Annotated in this window: 14 protein-coding genes and 4 pseudogenes; all 18 read left to right on the plus strand. The window is 57.6% G+C overall.

The window, feature by feature from the left end; genetic code table 11:
• The first annotated feature begins 498 nt into the window (after positions 1–498).
• On the plus strand, positions 499–765 hold the full coding sequence (locus XF30_RS10350; protein ID WP_109142599.1) for a DUF3551 domain-containing protein: 267 nt from the start codon (positions 499–501) through the stop codon (positions 763–765).
• Between the two features lie 664 nt (positions 766–1,429).
• Positions 1,430–2,542, plus strand: a complete 1,113-nt coding sequence (gene ald, locus XF30_RS10355; RefSeq protein WP_109142600.1) for an alanine dehydrogenase — start codon at positions 1,430–1,432, stop codon at positions 2,540–2,542.
• A gap of 725 nt (positions 2,543–3,267) precedes the next feature.
• Positions 3,268–3,471 (plus strand): 4Fe-4S binding protein, encoded by a 204-nt coding sequence (locus tag XF30_RS10360; protein WP_036014930.1) that lies wholly within the window; start codon positions 3,268–3,270, stop codon positions 3,469–3,471.
• Between the two features lie 331 nt (positions 3,472–3,802).
• The gene (locus XF30_RS10365; RefSeq protein WP_109142601.1) at positions 3,803–4,435 is read left to right on the plus strand and encodes a cupin domain-containing protein; all 633 of its coding nucleotides are present in this window, start codon (positions 3,803–3,805) and stop codon (positions 4,433–4,435) included.
• A gap of 1 nt (position 4,436) precedes the next feature.
• Positions 4,437–4,767, plus strand: a pseudogene (gene sufC, locus XF30_RS39140) (Fe-S cluster assembly ATPase SufC); the annotation flags it as partial.
• Between the two features lie 163 nt (positions 4,768–4,930).
• A pseudogene (locus XF30_RS40045) lies at positions 4,931–5,386 on the plus strand (aminotransferase class V-fold PLP-dependent enzyme).
• A 434-nt stretch (positions 5,387–5,820) separates the two neighbouring features.
• Entirely contained in the window at positions 5,821–7,323 is a 1,503-nt protein-coding gene (gene nifD, locus XF30_RS10380) for a nitrogenase molybdenum-iron protein alpha chain (protein WP_109142603.1), read from the plus strand.
• A 66-nt stretch (positions 7,324–7,389) separates the two neighbouring features.
• A complete protein-coding gene (nifK, locus tag XF30_RS10385; RefSeq protein ID WP_109142604.1) occupies positions 7,390–8,946 on the plus strand; it encodes a nitrogenase molybdenum-iron protein subunit beta in 1,557 nt (518 codons plus the stop codon).
• Between the two features lie 94 nt (positions 8,947–9,040).
• A complete protein-coding gene (nifE, locus tag XF30_RS10390) occupies positions 9,041–10,684 on the plus strand; it encodes a nitrogenase iron-molybdenum cofactor biosynthesis protein NifE (RefSeq protein WP_109142605.1) in 1,644 nt (547 codons plus the stop codon).
• Between the two features lie 9 nt (positions 10,685–10,693).
• The gene (gene nifN, locus XF30_RS10395) at positions 10,694–12,103 is read left to right on the plus strand and encodes a nitrogenase iron-molybdenum cofactor biosynthesis protein NifN (RefSeq protein ID WP_109142606.1); all 1,410 of its coding nucleotides are present in this window, start codon (positions 10,694–10,696) and stop codon (positions 12,101–12,103) included.
• A complete protein-coding gene (gene nifX / locus XF30_RS10400; protein WP_109142607.1) occupies positions 12,100–12,495 on the plus strand; it encodes a nitrogen fixation protein NifX in 396 nt (131 codons plus the stop codon). The genes nifN and nifX overlap by 4 nt, the downstream gene beginning before the upstream one ends.
• Before the next feature lie 6 nt (positions 12,496–12,501).
• Complete coding sequence (locus XF30_RS10405) at positions 12,502–12,966, plus strand: NifX-associated nitrogen fixation protein (RefSeq protein WP_109142608.1); 465 nt, start codon at positions 12,502–12,504, stop codon at positions 12,964–12,966.
• A 12-nt stretch (positions 12,967–12,978) separates the two neighbouring features.
• Positions 12,979–13,179: a CCE_0567 family metalloprotein gene (locus tag XF30_RS10410; protein ID WP_109142609.1), complete on the plus strand. Its 201-nt coding sequence runs from the start codon at positions 12,979–12,981 to the stop codon at positions 13,177–13,179.
• 12 nt (positions 13,180–13,191) lie between these two features.
• The gene (fdxB, locus tag XF30_RS10415) at positions 13,192–13,491 is read left to right on the plus strand and encodes a ferredoxin III, nif-specific (RefSeq protein WP_109142610.1); all 300 of its coding nucleotides are present in this window, start codon (positions 13,192–13,194) and stop codon (positions 13,489–13,491) included.
• Between the two features lie 49 nt (positions 13,492–13,540).
• Positions 13,541–13,690: pseudogene (locus XF30_RS40050) on the plus strand (host specificity protein); the annotation flags it as partial.
• A 581-nt stretch (positions 13,691–14,271) separates the two neighbouring features.
• Positions 14,272–14,520 (plus strand): hypothetical protein, encoded by a 249-nt coding sequence (locus tag XF30_RS37665; RefSeq protein WP_146207669.1) that lies wholly within the window; start codon positions 14,272–14,274, stop codon positions 14,518–14,520.
• Between the two features lie 64 nt (positions 14,521–14,584).
• Positions 14,585–15,574, plus strand: coding sequence for a host specificity protein (locus tag XF30_RS10420; RefSeq protein WP_244608894.1), 990 nt, complete (start codon positions 14,585–14,587; stop codon positions 15,572–15,574).
• 421 nt (positions 15,575–15,995) lie between these two features.
• A pseudogene (locus XF30_RS40055) lies at positions 15,996–16,122 on the plus strand (IS256 family transposase); the annotation flags it as partial.
• Between the last annotated feature and the right edge of the window lie 313 nt (positions 16,123–16,435).

Genomic DNA, 16,435 nt, shown 5'->3' on the forward strand with positions numbered 1-16,435 from the left:
ACCGGGAGAATAGCCTCTAGAATCAATCGGCGCAGGAATCGGACCCCCACCGGCGTCCAAAAGGGGCTCTGCTCATCTTTGGAACGGCCCGGCCGCAAGATCTTTCTCTGGTTGACCAAGGGACGACGGTGCGGTCATATGTTCGGCCTGTAAACGGGGCGCTTGGCCGCTGGCCACGACGATATCCGCCGAAGCAATCGCCCAATCAATTTCTCGCGCTCGAAGCGCAGTGAGTCAGGCGGTCTGATCGCTACCAACGCGCATGCGCGCGCGCGAGTAATATGCTGATTCGCTACTTCCCTCGTCTTTTTGCGCCTAGATGCAGCCCATCACGCCGGAAAAATGCGTTCTTCTCTAAAAGCAGCCGAGCTGTCACACTTGAGTTTCTAGACTAAGGTGATCGTCCCACGATGGCGACCGGCTATTTGCCATTGACTAAGATCAAAACATCAAATCCGAATCCTCTATCCTTCGGCAAGAATTAGCGGAGGCGAGATCATGCGCAATCTTCTGTTTATCGGTGTGCTTGCAATCCCCATGCTCGTCAGCTTCGGATCGGCTTCGAGCGCGGCTTCGCGGGGGCGCTCGTACATCCCCCCGGCCCCGCAGGACGTATATTGTCTGCAGGGACGTACCTGGGGATATCCGGGCAATTGCCAGTTCTCGACCTATGAGCAGTGTATGGCCACTGCATCCGGCACCTACGCCTATTGTGGTATCAATCCGGTCTACGCGTTCGCGCGACAGAGAGCGCAATCGCGCTAGCGTGCGAAGGTCGAGCAGTCTGAAGCATGCTTGGATAAATGGACCGGCCGTGCCGGGTTGAGGGACTTGGCCCTGCCGTCCGATCCGGACCTGCCCCGTTCGAGCATCGCGCACGCCACGCGATGCGTCACCTCAGGTGCGTCGGACGCAAAGCAAAAGCATTAGGCTGCAGTGGTTCATCGGCGTCACTGCAGCCCGGGCGTCGCTCTTTATTCAATTAAAAAAATGCAATGCGAAGCGTCAAACGGACATCTGCTTGTTGCGTTTTGTCAGCTTCCCTTTCCATGGTGACCGCTCGACTGATCGACTTTGAGTAGTGTTCGACGTGAGGCTTTCCAACGCGAAATCTACCGCTAGCCAGAAATGAGGGAGATCGCCAAATGTTGGATGACCCCAGCACTGCCTCTTACCGGTGGTTCTCGAGGAGGTCTGCAAGAACCTTCCGCCGAGCCGAAACAGCAATTCGGAAGGATTTATCACTATCGCGCTGTGTCGACGGCGTTAAGTTCAGGGAGCGAGGTCCCACGATCCGCTCGGCACCCGTGGTTTGAAATCCTGCAAAGCCTGTCAAATATCGCTGAATTCCTGCAGGATTTTATCGGCTGCGTCGCGATATCGCTGCTCGCTTCCGATAAGAAGGGCGCGTCAGGCAGGGAGTTTTCAAATGAAGGTCGGAGTTCCAAAGGAAATCAAGGCGCATGAATATCGCGTGGGCCTTACTCCTGGAGCTGCCCGCGAATACGTGGCAGCAGGCCACAGCGTGATGATCGAGACCAATGCGGGCGCTGGCGTTGGTGCAACCGATGACGATTATCGCAATGCTGGCGCAACGATTCTAACTTCCGCCGTTGAGGTATTCGCCTCGAGCGAGATGATCGTAAAGGTCAAGGAGCCTCAGCCGTCCGAATGGTCTCAGCTGCGTGAGAATCACATCCTCTTCACTTATCTGCACCTGGCTCCCGACCTGGACCAGGCTACCGGCCTCCTAAAATCTGGATGCACCGCGATCGCCTATGAGACGGTAACTGATGCGCATGGTGGTCTTCCACTGCTGGCGCCGATGAGCGAGGTCGCGGGTAGGCTTGCGGTCGAAGCGGCGGGTAGCGCCCTAAAGCGGAGTACAGGCGGACGAGGGCTGCTGATCGGTGGGGTGCCCGGTGTTCAGCCTGCCCGCATCGTGGTGATCGGAGGTGGCGTCGTCGGTACGCACGCGGCACGCATGGCGGTCGGTCTGGGCGCAGAAGTGACCATCATCGATCGTTCGTTAATCCGGCTCCGCGAGTTGGACGAGCTGTTCGAAGGACGCGTTCGCACCAAGTTTTCAACCATCGAGTCCGTCGAGGAAGAAGTATTTGCGGCGGATGTGGTGATTGGTGCCGTGCTCGTTCCAGGTGCGAGCGCGCCGAAGCTGGTCCGCCGGAGCATGCTGAGCTCGATGCGCAAGAGGGCGGTACTCGTGGACGTCGCTATCGATCAGGGCGGCTGCTTTGAGACATCACACCCAACCACTCACGCTGATCCAACTTACGAAGTAGATGGCATCATTCATTATTGTGTGGCCAATATGCCCGGCGCCGTTCCGCTGACCTCGAGTCAAGCACTGAACAACGCAACTCTGCCGTTTGGTTTGGCTCTGGCCAACAAGGGGTTTTCCGCCGTACTGGAAAATCCACATTTGCGGGCGGGCCTCAACGTCCATCGGGGCCGGCTAACTTACAAAGCGGTGGCCGAAAGCCTCGGGCTGCCTTTCTCACCGATCGAACAGGCTGCGGCGTGATCCCAAAGGCCCTCATGGCTGTTCCCTCCGTGACTAAGCCACCCTTTCGGGTGGCTTTTTTTCGGCTACATCAATCGGCTGACCGCGGCCGGCATCTACTTTGACCGCGAAGCGTAGCGGAGGATCACCAGACGAACACCTGGCTTCAGTCGCCCGGGCGAGGGGGAGACAGTGTACTGTTACCCCATACAGCGCATGTGAATGCCGGTTGCCGGCAATACGGGGCGTCCCGCGGGCCCCGAGAGGGACGCGCATCACGGGTGTGATTGTGTCTGGAGCGGTTGGTCGCGACCTTCTGACTGGCTGTGGCGAGGCGGACTGGTGAGGACATGCCGGTTGTTGCCCGTGATGCTGTCGCGTAAAGCCGCGGCTGTCCCGGTGAGTGGAATCAACAAGATGCGCTCTGGGTGGACCCGCGGGGAACTCTATGACGCCGCGCGACGCATCGATCTTAGCCGTGGCACGGCGGGCGTTGAGGAGCATCTCAGATCCTTCTGCTGAGTTTGGCGAAGCTGGTTCATCTGATCGCTAACAGTTGTGATTTGACCACGCGCAAATCAAAGCAGCGAGATCAAGCCGCCACGCCCTTGTAGGGTTTGCGACAGCGTGTCGAGGCGGCAATTTGCGTTATCGAAAATACTCCAGACGAATCAGACTCAAACTGTCTGGCACAAGACTTGATAGCAAGAAGCTGTCCCGCACCTTTGGCTCATGGAACCGCAGTGATGGCTTACAAGATAATCGCATCCCAGTGCACCGTCTGCGGTGCGTGTGAGTTCGAGTGTCCCAATGCCGCGATCAGCCTGAAGAACGACATATATGTGATCAATCCGTCCCAGTGTACCCAATGCGAAGGGCATTTTGACGCGCCACAATGCGCCGTCGTTTGCCCGGTGCCAGATACCTGCGTGCCGGCAAAGGTCGGGTAGCCGACGAGAGGAGCTCCCGCACGAAACATAATGAAGACGCTATCGACACAGCCGCCATTCCTATCCGTCTCCTGTTTTTCTCACTTGCTAGCCGCGAGTTCGTGGTGACTTGCGCGAGCCGCTCGCAGAGCGTTGCGACATAACGAGCGCGCCGCCCCGAGACCCCGGCAAGGGGCAGGAGTGGGCTTTAGTGCTTCTAAATATTTCTAGCAAAAGTTCTTCACGACTAAATACAGCCGTCACCAAATTGTTAGAACGAGTCGGCTTTTCACTCTGACTGAAGTCACGAGGCGCGAAGCCTTGAGGCTGAGATGATGCACGGGAGAGCGACATGGATGGTCGCGGCGATACCCACGGCACCAGGGCCGCTTCGGCGATCGAAGCTGACGATGCGGTCGACCAGCGCCTCGGCGAGACCGTGCGGCTGCTGCGGCAGCGCGCCGGCCTCTCGATCCAGGACGTCGCCAACAAGACCGGCCTGTCCACCGGCATGATCAGCCAGCTCGAACGCGCACGCGCGATGCCCTCGATCCGCACCCTGCGCCTGCTCGGCATCGCGCTCGATGTCCCCATCTCCTATTTCTTCGAGAGCAGCGATCCCGCCGACGGGCAGCGCTACATCGTGCGCAAGAGCAACCGGAGGCTGCTGCGGCTCACCGCCAGCGGCGTCGTCAAGGAAGCGCTGACGCCGGAAGGCAAAGGCCAGCTCGAGCTCTACGAGCTCACGCTCAACCCCGGCGCCTCCTCCGGCACCGACTTCCTGCAGCACACCGGCGAGAAGGCGGGCTACATCCTCGCGGGCAGCCTGCGGCTATGGCTCGACAACCAGGCCCATGTGCTGGAAGCCGGCGACAGCTTTCGTTTTCCGAGCGTCGTGCCGCACATGTTCGACAACCCGACCCAGCAGGTGGCGCGCGTGATCTGGGTGACGACGCTGCGCCAGACCGATTCGGCGGCGGGTTGAGGCGCGCCAAGGCGTGTTCCTGGCCTTCCAGTATCCTGTCGAGTTTCCGGCGTGACTACAATGTACTTCCTGCGGGGCGCACTGAAACGTCCAGGGCAAGGCGCGCGGCGAGCAGGAATTCTCCACCCGCGAATTTCTGAAAAGAGACGGCCGAGGACATGCTCAAGCGCGGCTTTCAATTCGGCTTCTCCGGTGGCGAGAATAAGCGCAACGAGGTTTTGCAGATGGCGCTGTTCGAGCCGAGCCTGTGCGTCCTGGACGAGATAGATGCTGGCCTCAGCATCGACGCGCTGCGTATCGTCATCAACGCACTCAACGGCTTGGGTTCGCCGGATCTACGGTTCGCAAGGAATGCGTCCTTCTGAACGCCGACTTCTGCGACATCGATTGCGATTTCTGATGACGGATCACAATCTGTATGGTCCGACTGGGTCGGGATACTTTACGGTAACCTGAGCACTGGCCTCGATGTCGCCTTTCAATGGCGGCGGGGAGATGATTCGCGAGCTCGGGCGTTCCAGTGTCATTTACGGAGATCCGCCAAACCGGTTCAAAGCGGGTAGGCCGCCGATCGTCGAAGCGTCGGTTTAAGCGCCGCTGTCGATTACATCAATTCAATAGGAAAGGTGCAGATCCACACGCCCGAGAAGATACTGGTTGCTTACCCGGAGGAGGAGCTCAGGCCATCAACTTCGTGCGCATGATCGGGACGCCGGCCGAGAAGGGTCGATCATTTCGTTTAAAGTGATGGGAACACATGCGCATGATATTGTCACCATCCCTGACCTAGCCGGTGGAGACGTGCGGGCGGGGGCGCACTGTGCGATGCCGCTGCTCAAGTGTTCCGCCCTGCTGGCGACGTGCCGTGTGTCGCCTGGGACTTTAAAATGCACGCGAAGAGATCGATGTGATGTGCGTGTCCTTGTCAGGGCGTGGCAACTGCTCGCGTGACCTGGCGAGCGTTCACGTGGCAAGGCAGCTCGCGTTAAGCTCTGCAGCTTCGGATCGTGCACGTCATCATCATCGCGGCAAGCGAGCATCTGTAGGTAGGTATAGACGCATTGGTAAGCCTGTGTCGGCCAGCCGGCCTTGCGGCCGACTTACTTCCTTCAATCGCAGAGCACTGCAGTCGCCGGATAGGCTCCAGAACCGGGTGGGGAATTTCAGGCAGAGCCCGCCTTGTTCCATTTCGAACGGGGCCACACCAAGAGTTCTCTGCGAAAGCGCCATGTCGGATTCGCAACAACGCCCCTGTCACCGCACGAGGCGCGCTAAGTAGTGTTGATTGTTGCGGTTTTGGTGCTCACGAGACGCTGGCATGCTGGTTGCAAAAGTGTTGGATTAAGAAGCCGCCCTCGCAACAGCTAACCTTTGAAGGACATCAGATGAGTCTCGCCACGACCCAGAGCATCGCAGACATCAGGGCTCGCAACAAAGAGCTGATCGAGGAGGTGCTGAAGGTCTATCCGGAGAAGACCGCGAAACGGCGTGCCAAGCACCTCAATGTTCACCAGGCCGGAAAGTCAGACTGCGGCGTGAAGTCCAACATCAAATCCATACCCGGCGTGATGACGATCAGAGGCTGCGCCTATGCAGGGTCAAAGGGGGTGGTCTGGGGACCGATCAAGGACATGGTTCATATCAGCCACGGCCCCGTCGGCTGCGGTCAGTATTCGTGGGGCTCGCGTCGCAACTATTACGTTGGCACCACAGGTATCGATAGTTTCGTGACCCTGCAGTTCACCTCCGACTTCCAGGAAAAGGACATCGTATTCGGCGGCGACAAAAAATTGGTCAAAATTCTTGATGAAATCCAAGAGCTGTTTCCACTCAATAACGGCATCACGATCCAATCGGAATGTCCGATCGGATTGATAGGTGACGACATCGAAGCCGTGTCACGAGCGAAATCCAAGGAGTATGGAGGCAAGACCATCGTGCCGGTCCGTTGTGAGGGCTTCCGGGGCGTGTCGCAGTCACTTGGCCATCACATTGCGAACGATGCGGTGCGCGATTGGATTTTCGGCCATCTCGAGGACGATGCCAAACCCAAGTTCGAGCCGACGCCGTACGATGTTGCGATTATCGGAGACTACAATATCGGCGGCGACGCCTGGTCATCCCGAATTCTGCTGGAGGAGATGGGTCTGCGGGTAATCGCGCAGTGGTCCGGCGACGGCTCACTGGCTGAGCTCGAAGCAACGCCGAAGGCAAAGCTCAACATTCTGCATTGCTACCGTTCAATGAACTACATCTCACGCCACATGGAAGAGAAGTTCGGTATTCCGTGGTGCGAGTACAATTTCTTCGGACCATCAAAGATCGCAGAGTCATTGCGCAAGATTGCGGGTTATTTCGACGATAAGATCAAGGAAGGCGCCCAGCGGGTAATCGAGAAGTATCAGCCGCTCGCGGACGCGGTGATCGCTAAATATCGGCCTCGCTTGGAGGGCAAGACCGTGATGCTGTACGTCGGCGGGCTCCGTCCGCGTCATGTTATTGGCGCATATGAGGACCTGGGGATGGAAGTCATTGGCACCGGATACGAGTTCGGTCACAACGACGACTATCAGCGCACAGCTCAGCACTACGTGAAGGACAGCACGCTTATCTACGATGACGTCAATGGCTATGAGTTCGAGCGCTTCGTCGAAAAGCTCCAGCCTGACCTTGTCGGGTCGGGTATCAAGGAAAAGTACGTTTTTCAAAAGATGGGTGTGCCGTTCCGGCAGATGCACTCTTGGGACTATTCGGGTCCATATCACGGCTATGACGGATTCGCGATCTTTGCCCGCGACATGGACATGGCGGTCAATTCGCCGGTTTGGAAGAAAACCAAGGCCCCCTGGAAGGAAGCTTCGAGCGCCAAGCTCCAGGCTGCCGAATAAAGCAAGTCAACTCGCTCGGGAAAGCCGAGGCGATACCAATCTCGACAATAGTGAAGGATTTCACCAATGGCGCAGAGTGCCGAGCACGTGCTCGATCATGTAGAACTGTTCCGCGGTCCAGAATACCAGCAGATGCTGGCCAAGAAGAAGATATTCGAGAACCCTCGCGATCCTGCCGAGGTCGAACGTATCAAGGAATGGACGAAAACCGCCGAATATCGCGAAAAAAACTTCGCGCGGGAGGCGCTAGCGGTAAATCCGGCCAAGGCGTGCCAGCCGCTTGGCGCCGTATTCGCCTCTGTTGGCTTTGAGCGTACGTTGCCCTTCGTCCACGGCTCGCAAGGCTGTGTGGCCTATTACCGCAGTCATTTGTCGCGGCACTTCAAGGAGCCGAGCTCCTGTGTCTCTTCGTCAATGACGGAAGACGCTGCCGTATTCGGCGGTCTGAACAACATGACCGACGGGCTCGCGAATAGCTACAACATGTACAAGCCCAAGATGATTGCGGTTTCCACAACTTGCATGGCCGAGGTGATCGGCGATGACCTCAACGCCTTCATCAAGACTTCGAAAGAAAAAGGCTCAGTTCCGGCGGACTTCGATGTGCCGTTCGCCCACACGCCGGCGTTCGTCGGCAGCCACATCACGGGCTACGACAATGCGCTCAAGGGTATTCTGGAGCATTTTTGGGACGGCAAGGCCGGAACAGCGCCGAAGCTTGAGCGCAAACCGAATGGGGCGATCAACATCATTGGCGGCTTCGATGGCTATACCGTTGGAAACCTTCGCGAGATCAAGCGCGTCTTGGAATTGATGGGCATCCAGCATACGGTTCTCGCCGACAATTCGGAAGTCTTTGATACTCCGACCGACGGCGAATTCCGGATGTATGACGGTGGTACGACGCTGGAGGATGCGGCGAACGCGATTCATGCCAAGGCGACTATCTCCATGCAACAGTGGTGCACGGAAAAGACGCTGACATTCGTGGCGGAGCATGGCCAAGACGTCGTATCCTTCAATTACCCGGTGGGCTTATCTGCAACGGATGACTTCATCGTCGCGCTGTCACGTCTCAGCGGCAACGAGATTCCCGAGCAACTTGCGCTAGAACGTGGCCGCCTTGTGGACGCCATCGCCGACTCCAGCGCGCATGTTCATGGCAAGAAGTTCGCGATCTATGGCGATCCGGATCTTTGCTATGGGTTGGCTGCGTTTCTGCTCGAACTCGGCGCCGAACCGACCCATGTGCTGTCTACCAACGGCAACAAGGCATGGCAGGAAAAAATGCAGGCGCTGCTTGCAAGCTCGCCATTTGGACAGGGCTGCCAAGCTTATCCCGGCCGAGACCTCTGGCATATGCGCTCACTCCTATTTACCGAGCCGGTCGATTTTCTGATTGGCAACACCTACGGGAAGTACCTGGAGCGCGACACCGGAACGCCACTGATCCGCATCGGCTTTCCGATTTTCGATCGGCATCATCATCACCGCTCCCCCCTATGGGGCTATCAGGGCGGCCTGAACGTGCTGGTGAAGATCCTGGACAAGATCTTCGACGAGATCGACAAGAACACCAACGTTCTTGGCAAAACGGACTACAGCTTCGACATCATTCGCTGACGAGCGACTGAGCGTGCCATCGCTCAACCAATGTGCAATGGCACGGGCACATGGTCGTTGATTTTGCAATTTGTTCGCCCAGAGAGGAAACAGGATGAGTTCACTAGCGGCCACGGTCCAGAATATCTTCGACGAGCCGGGCTGCGCCAAGAATGGCAGTAAGTCGGAGGCTGAACGCAGAAACGGCTGCACAAAACAGCTGCAGCCGGGTAGTGCTGCCGGCGGCTGTGCTTTCGATGGCGCCAAGGTTGCGCTGCAGCCGTTCACCGACGTGGCTCACTTGGTACACGGTCCGATCGCGTGCGAGGGCAATTCCTGGGACAATCGGGGTGCAGCGTCGTCCGGCTCGGATCTGTGGCGCACCGCATTCACAACCGATTTGAGCGAAACCGATATTGTATTCGGAGGCGAGAAGCGGCTTTGCAAGGCGATTAAGGAGATCATCGACAAGTACGATCCGTCCGCAATCTTCGTTTATCAAACCTGCATCCCTGCGATGATCGGCGACGACATCAACGCAGTCTGCAAGGCGGCATCTCGAAGATTCTCAAAGCCCGTGATCCCGATCAATTCTCCGGGCTTCGTCGGTTCGAAGAACCTCGGCAACAAGCTGGCCGGCGAGGCCTTGCTCGACTATGTGATCGGTACGCGAGAACCGGACTACACCACCCCGTACGACATCAATCTGATCGGAGAATACAACCTTTCGGGAGAGCTCTGGCAAGTCAAGCCATTACTAGACGAGCTTGGAGTACGAATTCTCTGCTGCATCTCAGGTGATGGCAAATATCGCGAAGTCGCTTCATCTCATCGCGCACGGGCGTCGATGTTGGTGTGCTCAAAGTCCATGATCAACGTCGCACGCAAGATGGAGCAACGCTACGGGATTCCATTCTTCGAGGGGTCCTTCTACGGTATTCAAGATTCGAGCGAATCGCTACGGCAGATCGCCCGCTTATTGGTTGAACGCGGCGCCCCGACAGATCTGCTGGGGCGCACCGAATCGGTGATCGCGCGCGAGGAAGCGTGGGCCTGGGGTGGGATCGAGCAGTATAAGCCGCGGTTCGAAGGCAAAAAGGCATTGTTAATGACCGGCGGCGTCAAGTCTTGGTCGGTCGTTGCGGCACTCCAGGAAGCCGGGCTTGAGTTAGCCGGTACCAGTGTGAAAAAATCGACCAAGGAAGATAAGGAGCGCATTAAGGAGCTCATGGGGCATGATGCCCATATGATCGAGGATATGACGCCGCGCGAAATGTACGAGATGTTGAAGGGCGCAAAAGCGGACATCATGCTATCGGGCGGCAAGTCGCAGTTCGTCGCACTGAAAGCGGCGATGCCTTGGCTCGATATCAACCAGGAGCGTTGCCACGCCTATATGGGCTATGTCGGAATGGTCAAACTGGTGGAGGAGATCGATAAGTCGCTCTCCAGTCCGATGTGGAAGCAGCTACGTCGACCGGCGCCATGGGAGGCGTTGGCTAAGGCGATGGAGCAGATGCAATCGCCCGCGACCGAGCTCGCCGATCCCGCGCTCGCCGAAGAGTCGCGCCGCGCCAGGAAGATCTGCATGTGCAACAAGGTCGATCTGGGCACGATCGAGGATGCAATCTACGAGCATCGCTTGAGGAGCGTCGAAGCGGTCAGGAAGCATACCAATGCGGTCGGTGGCTGCTGCCAAAGACGTATCGAGGATATCTTGGCGTCCGAGCCATCTGCCATGCAACAGGCCGCAGAGTAGGGAGGCGTCATGGCCATCGTCACGGCGCCAACAAAAGCCTGCGCTGTCAACCCGCTGAAGATGAGCCAGCCGATCGGCGGCGCATTCGCTTTCATGGGGCTGGGCGGGGCGATGCCGCTTCTGCACGGCTCCCAGGGGTGCACATCCTTCGGGCTCACGCTCTTTGTCCGGCATTTCAAAGAGGCTGTACCGCTGCAGACCACCGCGATGAGCGAGGTCACGACGGTACTCGGTGGTTATGAGAACCTCGAGCAGGCGATACTGAACATCTACAAGCGAGCCAAGCCAAAGATCATCGGAATCTGCTCGACTGGTGTTACCGAAACCAACGGCGACGATGTGGATGCCTACCTCAAGCTGATCCGGAGTAAGCACCCGCAACTCGAAAAGTTGCCGCTCGTTTACGTCTCGACACCTGATTTCAAGGGCGCGTTCCAGGACGGCTGGGAGAAGGCTGTCGCGCGCATTGTGGAGGTGCTGGTGGATGGGCCAATTGCCAATGGCCTGCGAGATCCATCGAGGGTGAATGTTCTGCCGGGATGTCACCTCACGCCCGGCGACCTTGATGAACTCCGTGTCATACTGGAGGATTTCGGGTTGTCACCGTCCTTCCTCCCTGACCTGGCGGGGTCGCTCGATGGGCATATCCCCGATGAGTTTACGCCAACGACCATCGGCGGCATCGGCGTCGGCGAAATTGCGGATATGGGCCGCGCCGGGTGGACGATTGCAATCGGGGCGCAGATGCGGCGAGCTGCAGAGGTCATGCAGGCAAAGACCGGCGTACCTTTTCGTGTCTTCGAGCGGCTGTGCGGCCTCTGTCCGAATGATGAGTTCATGACGTTTTTGAGCGAGATCAGCGGGCGCCCGATACCCTTGAAATATCGACGCCAGCGCAGTCAGCTCGCGGATGCCATGCTGGATGCACACTTCCATATTGGCGGTCGCAAACTCGCAATCGGTGCTGAGCCAGACCTTCTGCTCGATTTGTCCGGCATGCTGAGCGACATGGGCGCGCAGGTGACCGTTGCCGTGACGACTACTCAGTCGGAGGTGATCGAGCGGATCCAGACCAAGGAGGTGATCATTGGCGATCTCGGAGATCTGGAAGACCTTGCCAAGGAGAGGTGTTGCGACCTGCTGATCACGCATTCGCATGGAAGGCAAGCGGCGGCGCGGCTGAAGGTGCCGTTCTATCGTGCAGGTTTTCCGATATTCGATCGACTTGGCGCGGGACACCAGCTGTCAGTAGGCTATCGTGGTACCCGTCATCTGATCTTCGAAATCGCCAATCTCGTGATCGCGCATCGCGACAAAAACGATCAGGCTACGCCAGATAGGTGGCGAACTGCGCGCGGACTGCCACTATGCCCAGGCTATCACAGCTCCGCCGGCGCGACTGAGAGGTCGGTTGCATGAAAGTTGCGTTTGCCACGCAGGACCTGAGACGCGTCGATGCTCATTTTGGTTGGGCAAGGAATATCGCAATCTACGATGTCGCTCCCGGCGGGCACGTGTTTGTTGAAGCGATCGAGTTTGAGGACGATCTTAAGGAAGACGGCAGCGATGACAAGTTGGCGCCAAAGATCGAGGCCGTCAAGGATTGCGCAATCCTTTACGTCGCTGCCATTGGTGGTGCAGCGGCTGCGCGAGTGGTGGCCAACAAAATTCATCCGATCAAGGTGAGTAAACCAGAAAACATTCTGGTACTGCTAGAAAAACTTGAGCGGGTGCTGAAGGGCACACCACCTCCCTGGCTGCGCAAGGTCCTGGCAAAGGACCAGCGGAGAGCGTTCGACTTTGATGAATGAGGTGATATGACCGCGAAAATAGAGCAGCAGGCCAGCCTGGTCGACGCGCCATTCCTCATCGATTTGGTCAAGATTTGGCGTGCTCAGGATACCAACGGAGCCTGGGAAGGGAGGAGCGATCGTGATCTGCTCGAACCCTATATCCTGAACATGGAAAAACGGCGCGCATTGCCGATTATCGGTGATCCCGATCCCAAAACACTGTGGCGGCTTGAGCTGTTCTTCAATGCGGTTGCGCTGTCAGTTGAGAGGGAGACCGGCGTGATGATTCAGCCGATTCTGAAGCTGCATCATGAAGGCTTCGGGCGCATAGTGCTCATCGCAGGGCGGTTGGTCGCCGTAAACAAGCAGCTGCGCGACGTGCATCGCTTCGGATTCGACAGTTTCGTCAAGCTGGCGCAGGAGGGAGATAAATATGTCAGGGACGGAATCGACCTGATTCGGAAATTCCCAGACGTGGCGAACTATTGAGGATACTCACTCATGGGCGATCGTGAAACACTGAAGGCCGAACTGAGGAAAGTGTCCGCCAAGGCGATACAGGCCAAGATGGATTTGCACGATCTTTCGGAAGAATTACCCATGAACTGGAGCTTGATCATGGTGGTCGCTCAGAAGGCGTACGATGCTTATGCCGAACTTGATCGCACGAGCCTCGCCTTAAAAGCGCTGGAGAATACCTAGAGGGGGCAATGCATGTCGTTCCAAACACGAGACGGACGCGACTGGACGCCACAATACTTGGTCACGATCGATGCAAAGAAATGCATCGGTTGTGGCCGCTGTTTCAAGGTGTGCGGTCGAGATGTCATGACCTTGAAAGGAATCAACGAGGAAGGCGAACTTGTCGACCTCGACAATGACGAGGACGATGAGATCGAGAAGAAGATCATGGTCTTGGACGATCAGGGTGCCTGCATCGGATGCGGTGCGTGCGCCAGGGTTTGCCCGGCCGACTGCCAGACCCACGTTTCAGCTGCAGCCGAAGCTGCATGAGTGAAGGCGCTCTCCGGCGCCTCAAAGTGCAGCAAGCCGGTATTTTCAGGAGCAGCTGGGCCGCAACGGTATCACGTCCTTGGTACTCATCCGCGTCGAGAACGCGGGCGATATCTTCCCGGAACATCAAATGCGAGAGGACGGCGATCATCCGTTGATCTTGTCACGTCCTGCCAGGAGAGGCATGGAGCCCGTTTAGCGGAAATGGGTGTTGTTCACGTGGGCCGCAACAACTGAGTGCTTTGATCCTAACCAGCATCCCGAAGTGTGGATGAACGAGAACGACGAGTGGAAGCGGGTCGACAGGCCCACTGGGTGGTCGTTTGTTCTTTAATCGCAGGCACGGTGTCAAAACGTGATCCACTGCCGGGCTCATGGTTCTTTCCGCGGGCTGTCTCCACAGGAAGCCGTCGCATGATCGCCGTTCAGGAGGTATGCATCTCGACGTGAAGAGCGCGGCGCGTAAACGCCGCAGGCACGACGTCAAGATTGCCAACAACCTTCGTCCCAGCAGGGACGCTTGTTCCGCTGAGGGCACCTGGTGTGGCTTAACACTGCCTCATGCGGCGCGCATCACTGGCCGGAACTGAGTGCCATCGGCGGTCAGGCAGAGACGCCAAAGAGTCTTCAGCCAGGCGCACAAGATGCCAGGCTGCCGCTGACATTCGCTTGGCGAGTAAACTACGCGTAACATTCTGAGATTGTGTGGTCCGATGCTGGCCGTTCGAAACAGGCTCGTGGACCTGCGGCGCGCCCGCCGTTCTCGCTGTACGGCGGCGGATGCCGGGTCTCAATCGTCTTTGGCGGCTAGCTGAACCGCGCGTGCTTCATATTGATGATCTGATCCAGCCTGGCCCCGAAAGATTGCTGGATCCCGTCGTCCTGTGCCTCTTCGGCCGCATCGCGACCTCCGATGCGATGATGACTGTCGATTCGACGATCCTGAAAATGAAGTTCCAAGACTACGATGCCCGGTGCACTGAAACCGTGAAGCGCAGATCGGTCCACAACGACGAGATCCGGTTCTAGCGCATTTGCTTAGCCGTTCTTTACTGACGAGGAGTTAGTTTCCTCTCACAAGAGCAGGCGACAGATGCTCAACCTCGGCGCGTCAGCTCGTAGTCAGCTAGATATCGTACCATCCTCGGTAGAGCTCGAGCAACGCGAGCTCAGCACCCCAAACCGGTACCGACAGGAGAGCGATCCGATGTATGGCCGAATTGTTGGCTCATCTAGCCAATCCACAAGCGCTGCCCATGGTGATGAAGCAAGGCATTCAGATGACGAGGGTTTTGCGGAAAGGCTTGCAGGCATGGCGCCCGATGCTGGCCGAAGTTCGTCTCAGGCAGCGACACGGCCGTACTCCGTAAGTTCCCAAGCTCCGATCGAAGAGCTCGACATCGATGAGTTCGGGGAAGAAGTGAAGGCTTTCTATGGTGAGGACATCAAGTACATTGCCGAGCGTCCACTGGAGTACTCGGATTTCATATCCACAAAAGCTGAGCGCACGGCATACGTTGCTAGAACCTATGGTCACACCGACGAAGATACGGACCAGGCGCGATATTACGCCTATCGCTTGGGTGACAAAACTGTCGGGCTTCTGAGGACAGAAGGCAAACTTCGGGTAGGAGGAAGGCGATTCAGCGCCCAGTTCCCCGGTCGAAACGAGGTCACATCCCAAGTGGATCTTCGGGTTACTCATCCGCTCGTCGAGAACGCTGGCGATATCCTACTCGAACACCAGCTTCGGCAAGACGGCGAACAAGCACTGATTATGTCAAAACCTGCGCTCCCAGGCATCGAGTCCCGTCTGGCTCAGATGGGCTTTGTTCCTATTAGTGATAAGAATCACTGGGTACTTGACCCTCACCAGCATCCCGACAAGTGGACGCATAACGAAGAAGGTAAATGGCAACGTGTAGGCAAACCTGAAGGATATCTTGCCGCCCAGAGTAGTGGTGCTAAGACAAACATCAAGCGAGCTTCGAGTGAAGCAAGTGATGAGTCAGAGTCGTCAGGCGACGACACCTCTTGGTACTTCGAGCGCCTCAATCTAGGTCCGGGGTCGGCTGCAGAATAGTCGCTGTGGACGAGGTCGGGCCTGAAAGCGGTGGCTACTTGAGCTCATTGAGGATGTTGCTGCAGAAATGGCTCACCACTTCAACGCGCGCCGGCGTCAGGCGGCGGGATCGCGCCCAGAGTGCTGCACCGACGCAGCGCGGGGCCGCTCGCCGCCAACGCGGCTTAGCCCTTAGCTGCCTGCGCTGGCGCTGCGCAGCCCGGTGCTCCCCCACCGCGGTTGGCTTGGGGGCGGTCTATCGACCAATCTTGCTTGAGTGGGACATCTTGATGCAGTCGACGACATCGTCAATGCACCAAAGCAGACGTAAGAGGCGGCGGGCGCTCAAAGAGAGCTAGGAAGTGATCATAAAAGCCGATCGAGGATAAGCAACTTGGAATGATATGGTCGCTCTGGGGGACGGTCAAACCTGGCCGCGGGCCTGGTCAAGGACCGCGAAACCCTGCAGGCCTTCTACGACTTCCCTGCCGAGCATTGGAATCAACTGCGAACGACGGATGAGATAGACTAGCGATTTCTTCATGGTGAGACGACGATTGCGGCGATCATTCGACTTCCCGTCCGCATCTGGCGCGGTATTGTTCGCAAAGACGTCGATTGCGGCTGCGGGCTGACGTCCGGGTCGGCTGCCAATAGACGTGGCGCGAATCCCTCCTGATGGCGGCTGGCACCGAGAGCGGTACCTTGTCCAGGGTATTGACGCTGTTGTGCACCTAGCATCGCGGGTGTCGGGTGCGGGAAGCCTTCCAAAAGCCGAGCGCGCCGTCGCCGACGGCAATTTCCGGGCGATCTGCAACCCGCGCTTTGCTTGATGTCGATCAGGAGCTCGGGCCTGATGGAACAGTCTTGGTAGATGTCTAG

Source organism: Bradyrhizobium sp. SUTN9-2, assembly GCF_003122645.1.
In the GTDB taxonomy this organism is placed as follows: Bacteria; Pseudomonadota; Alphaproteobacteria; order Rhizobiales; family Xanthobacteraceae; genus Bradyrhizobium; species Bradyrhizobium yuanmingense.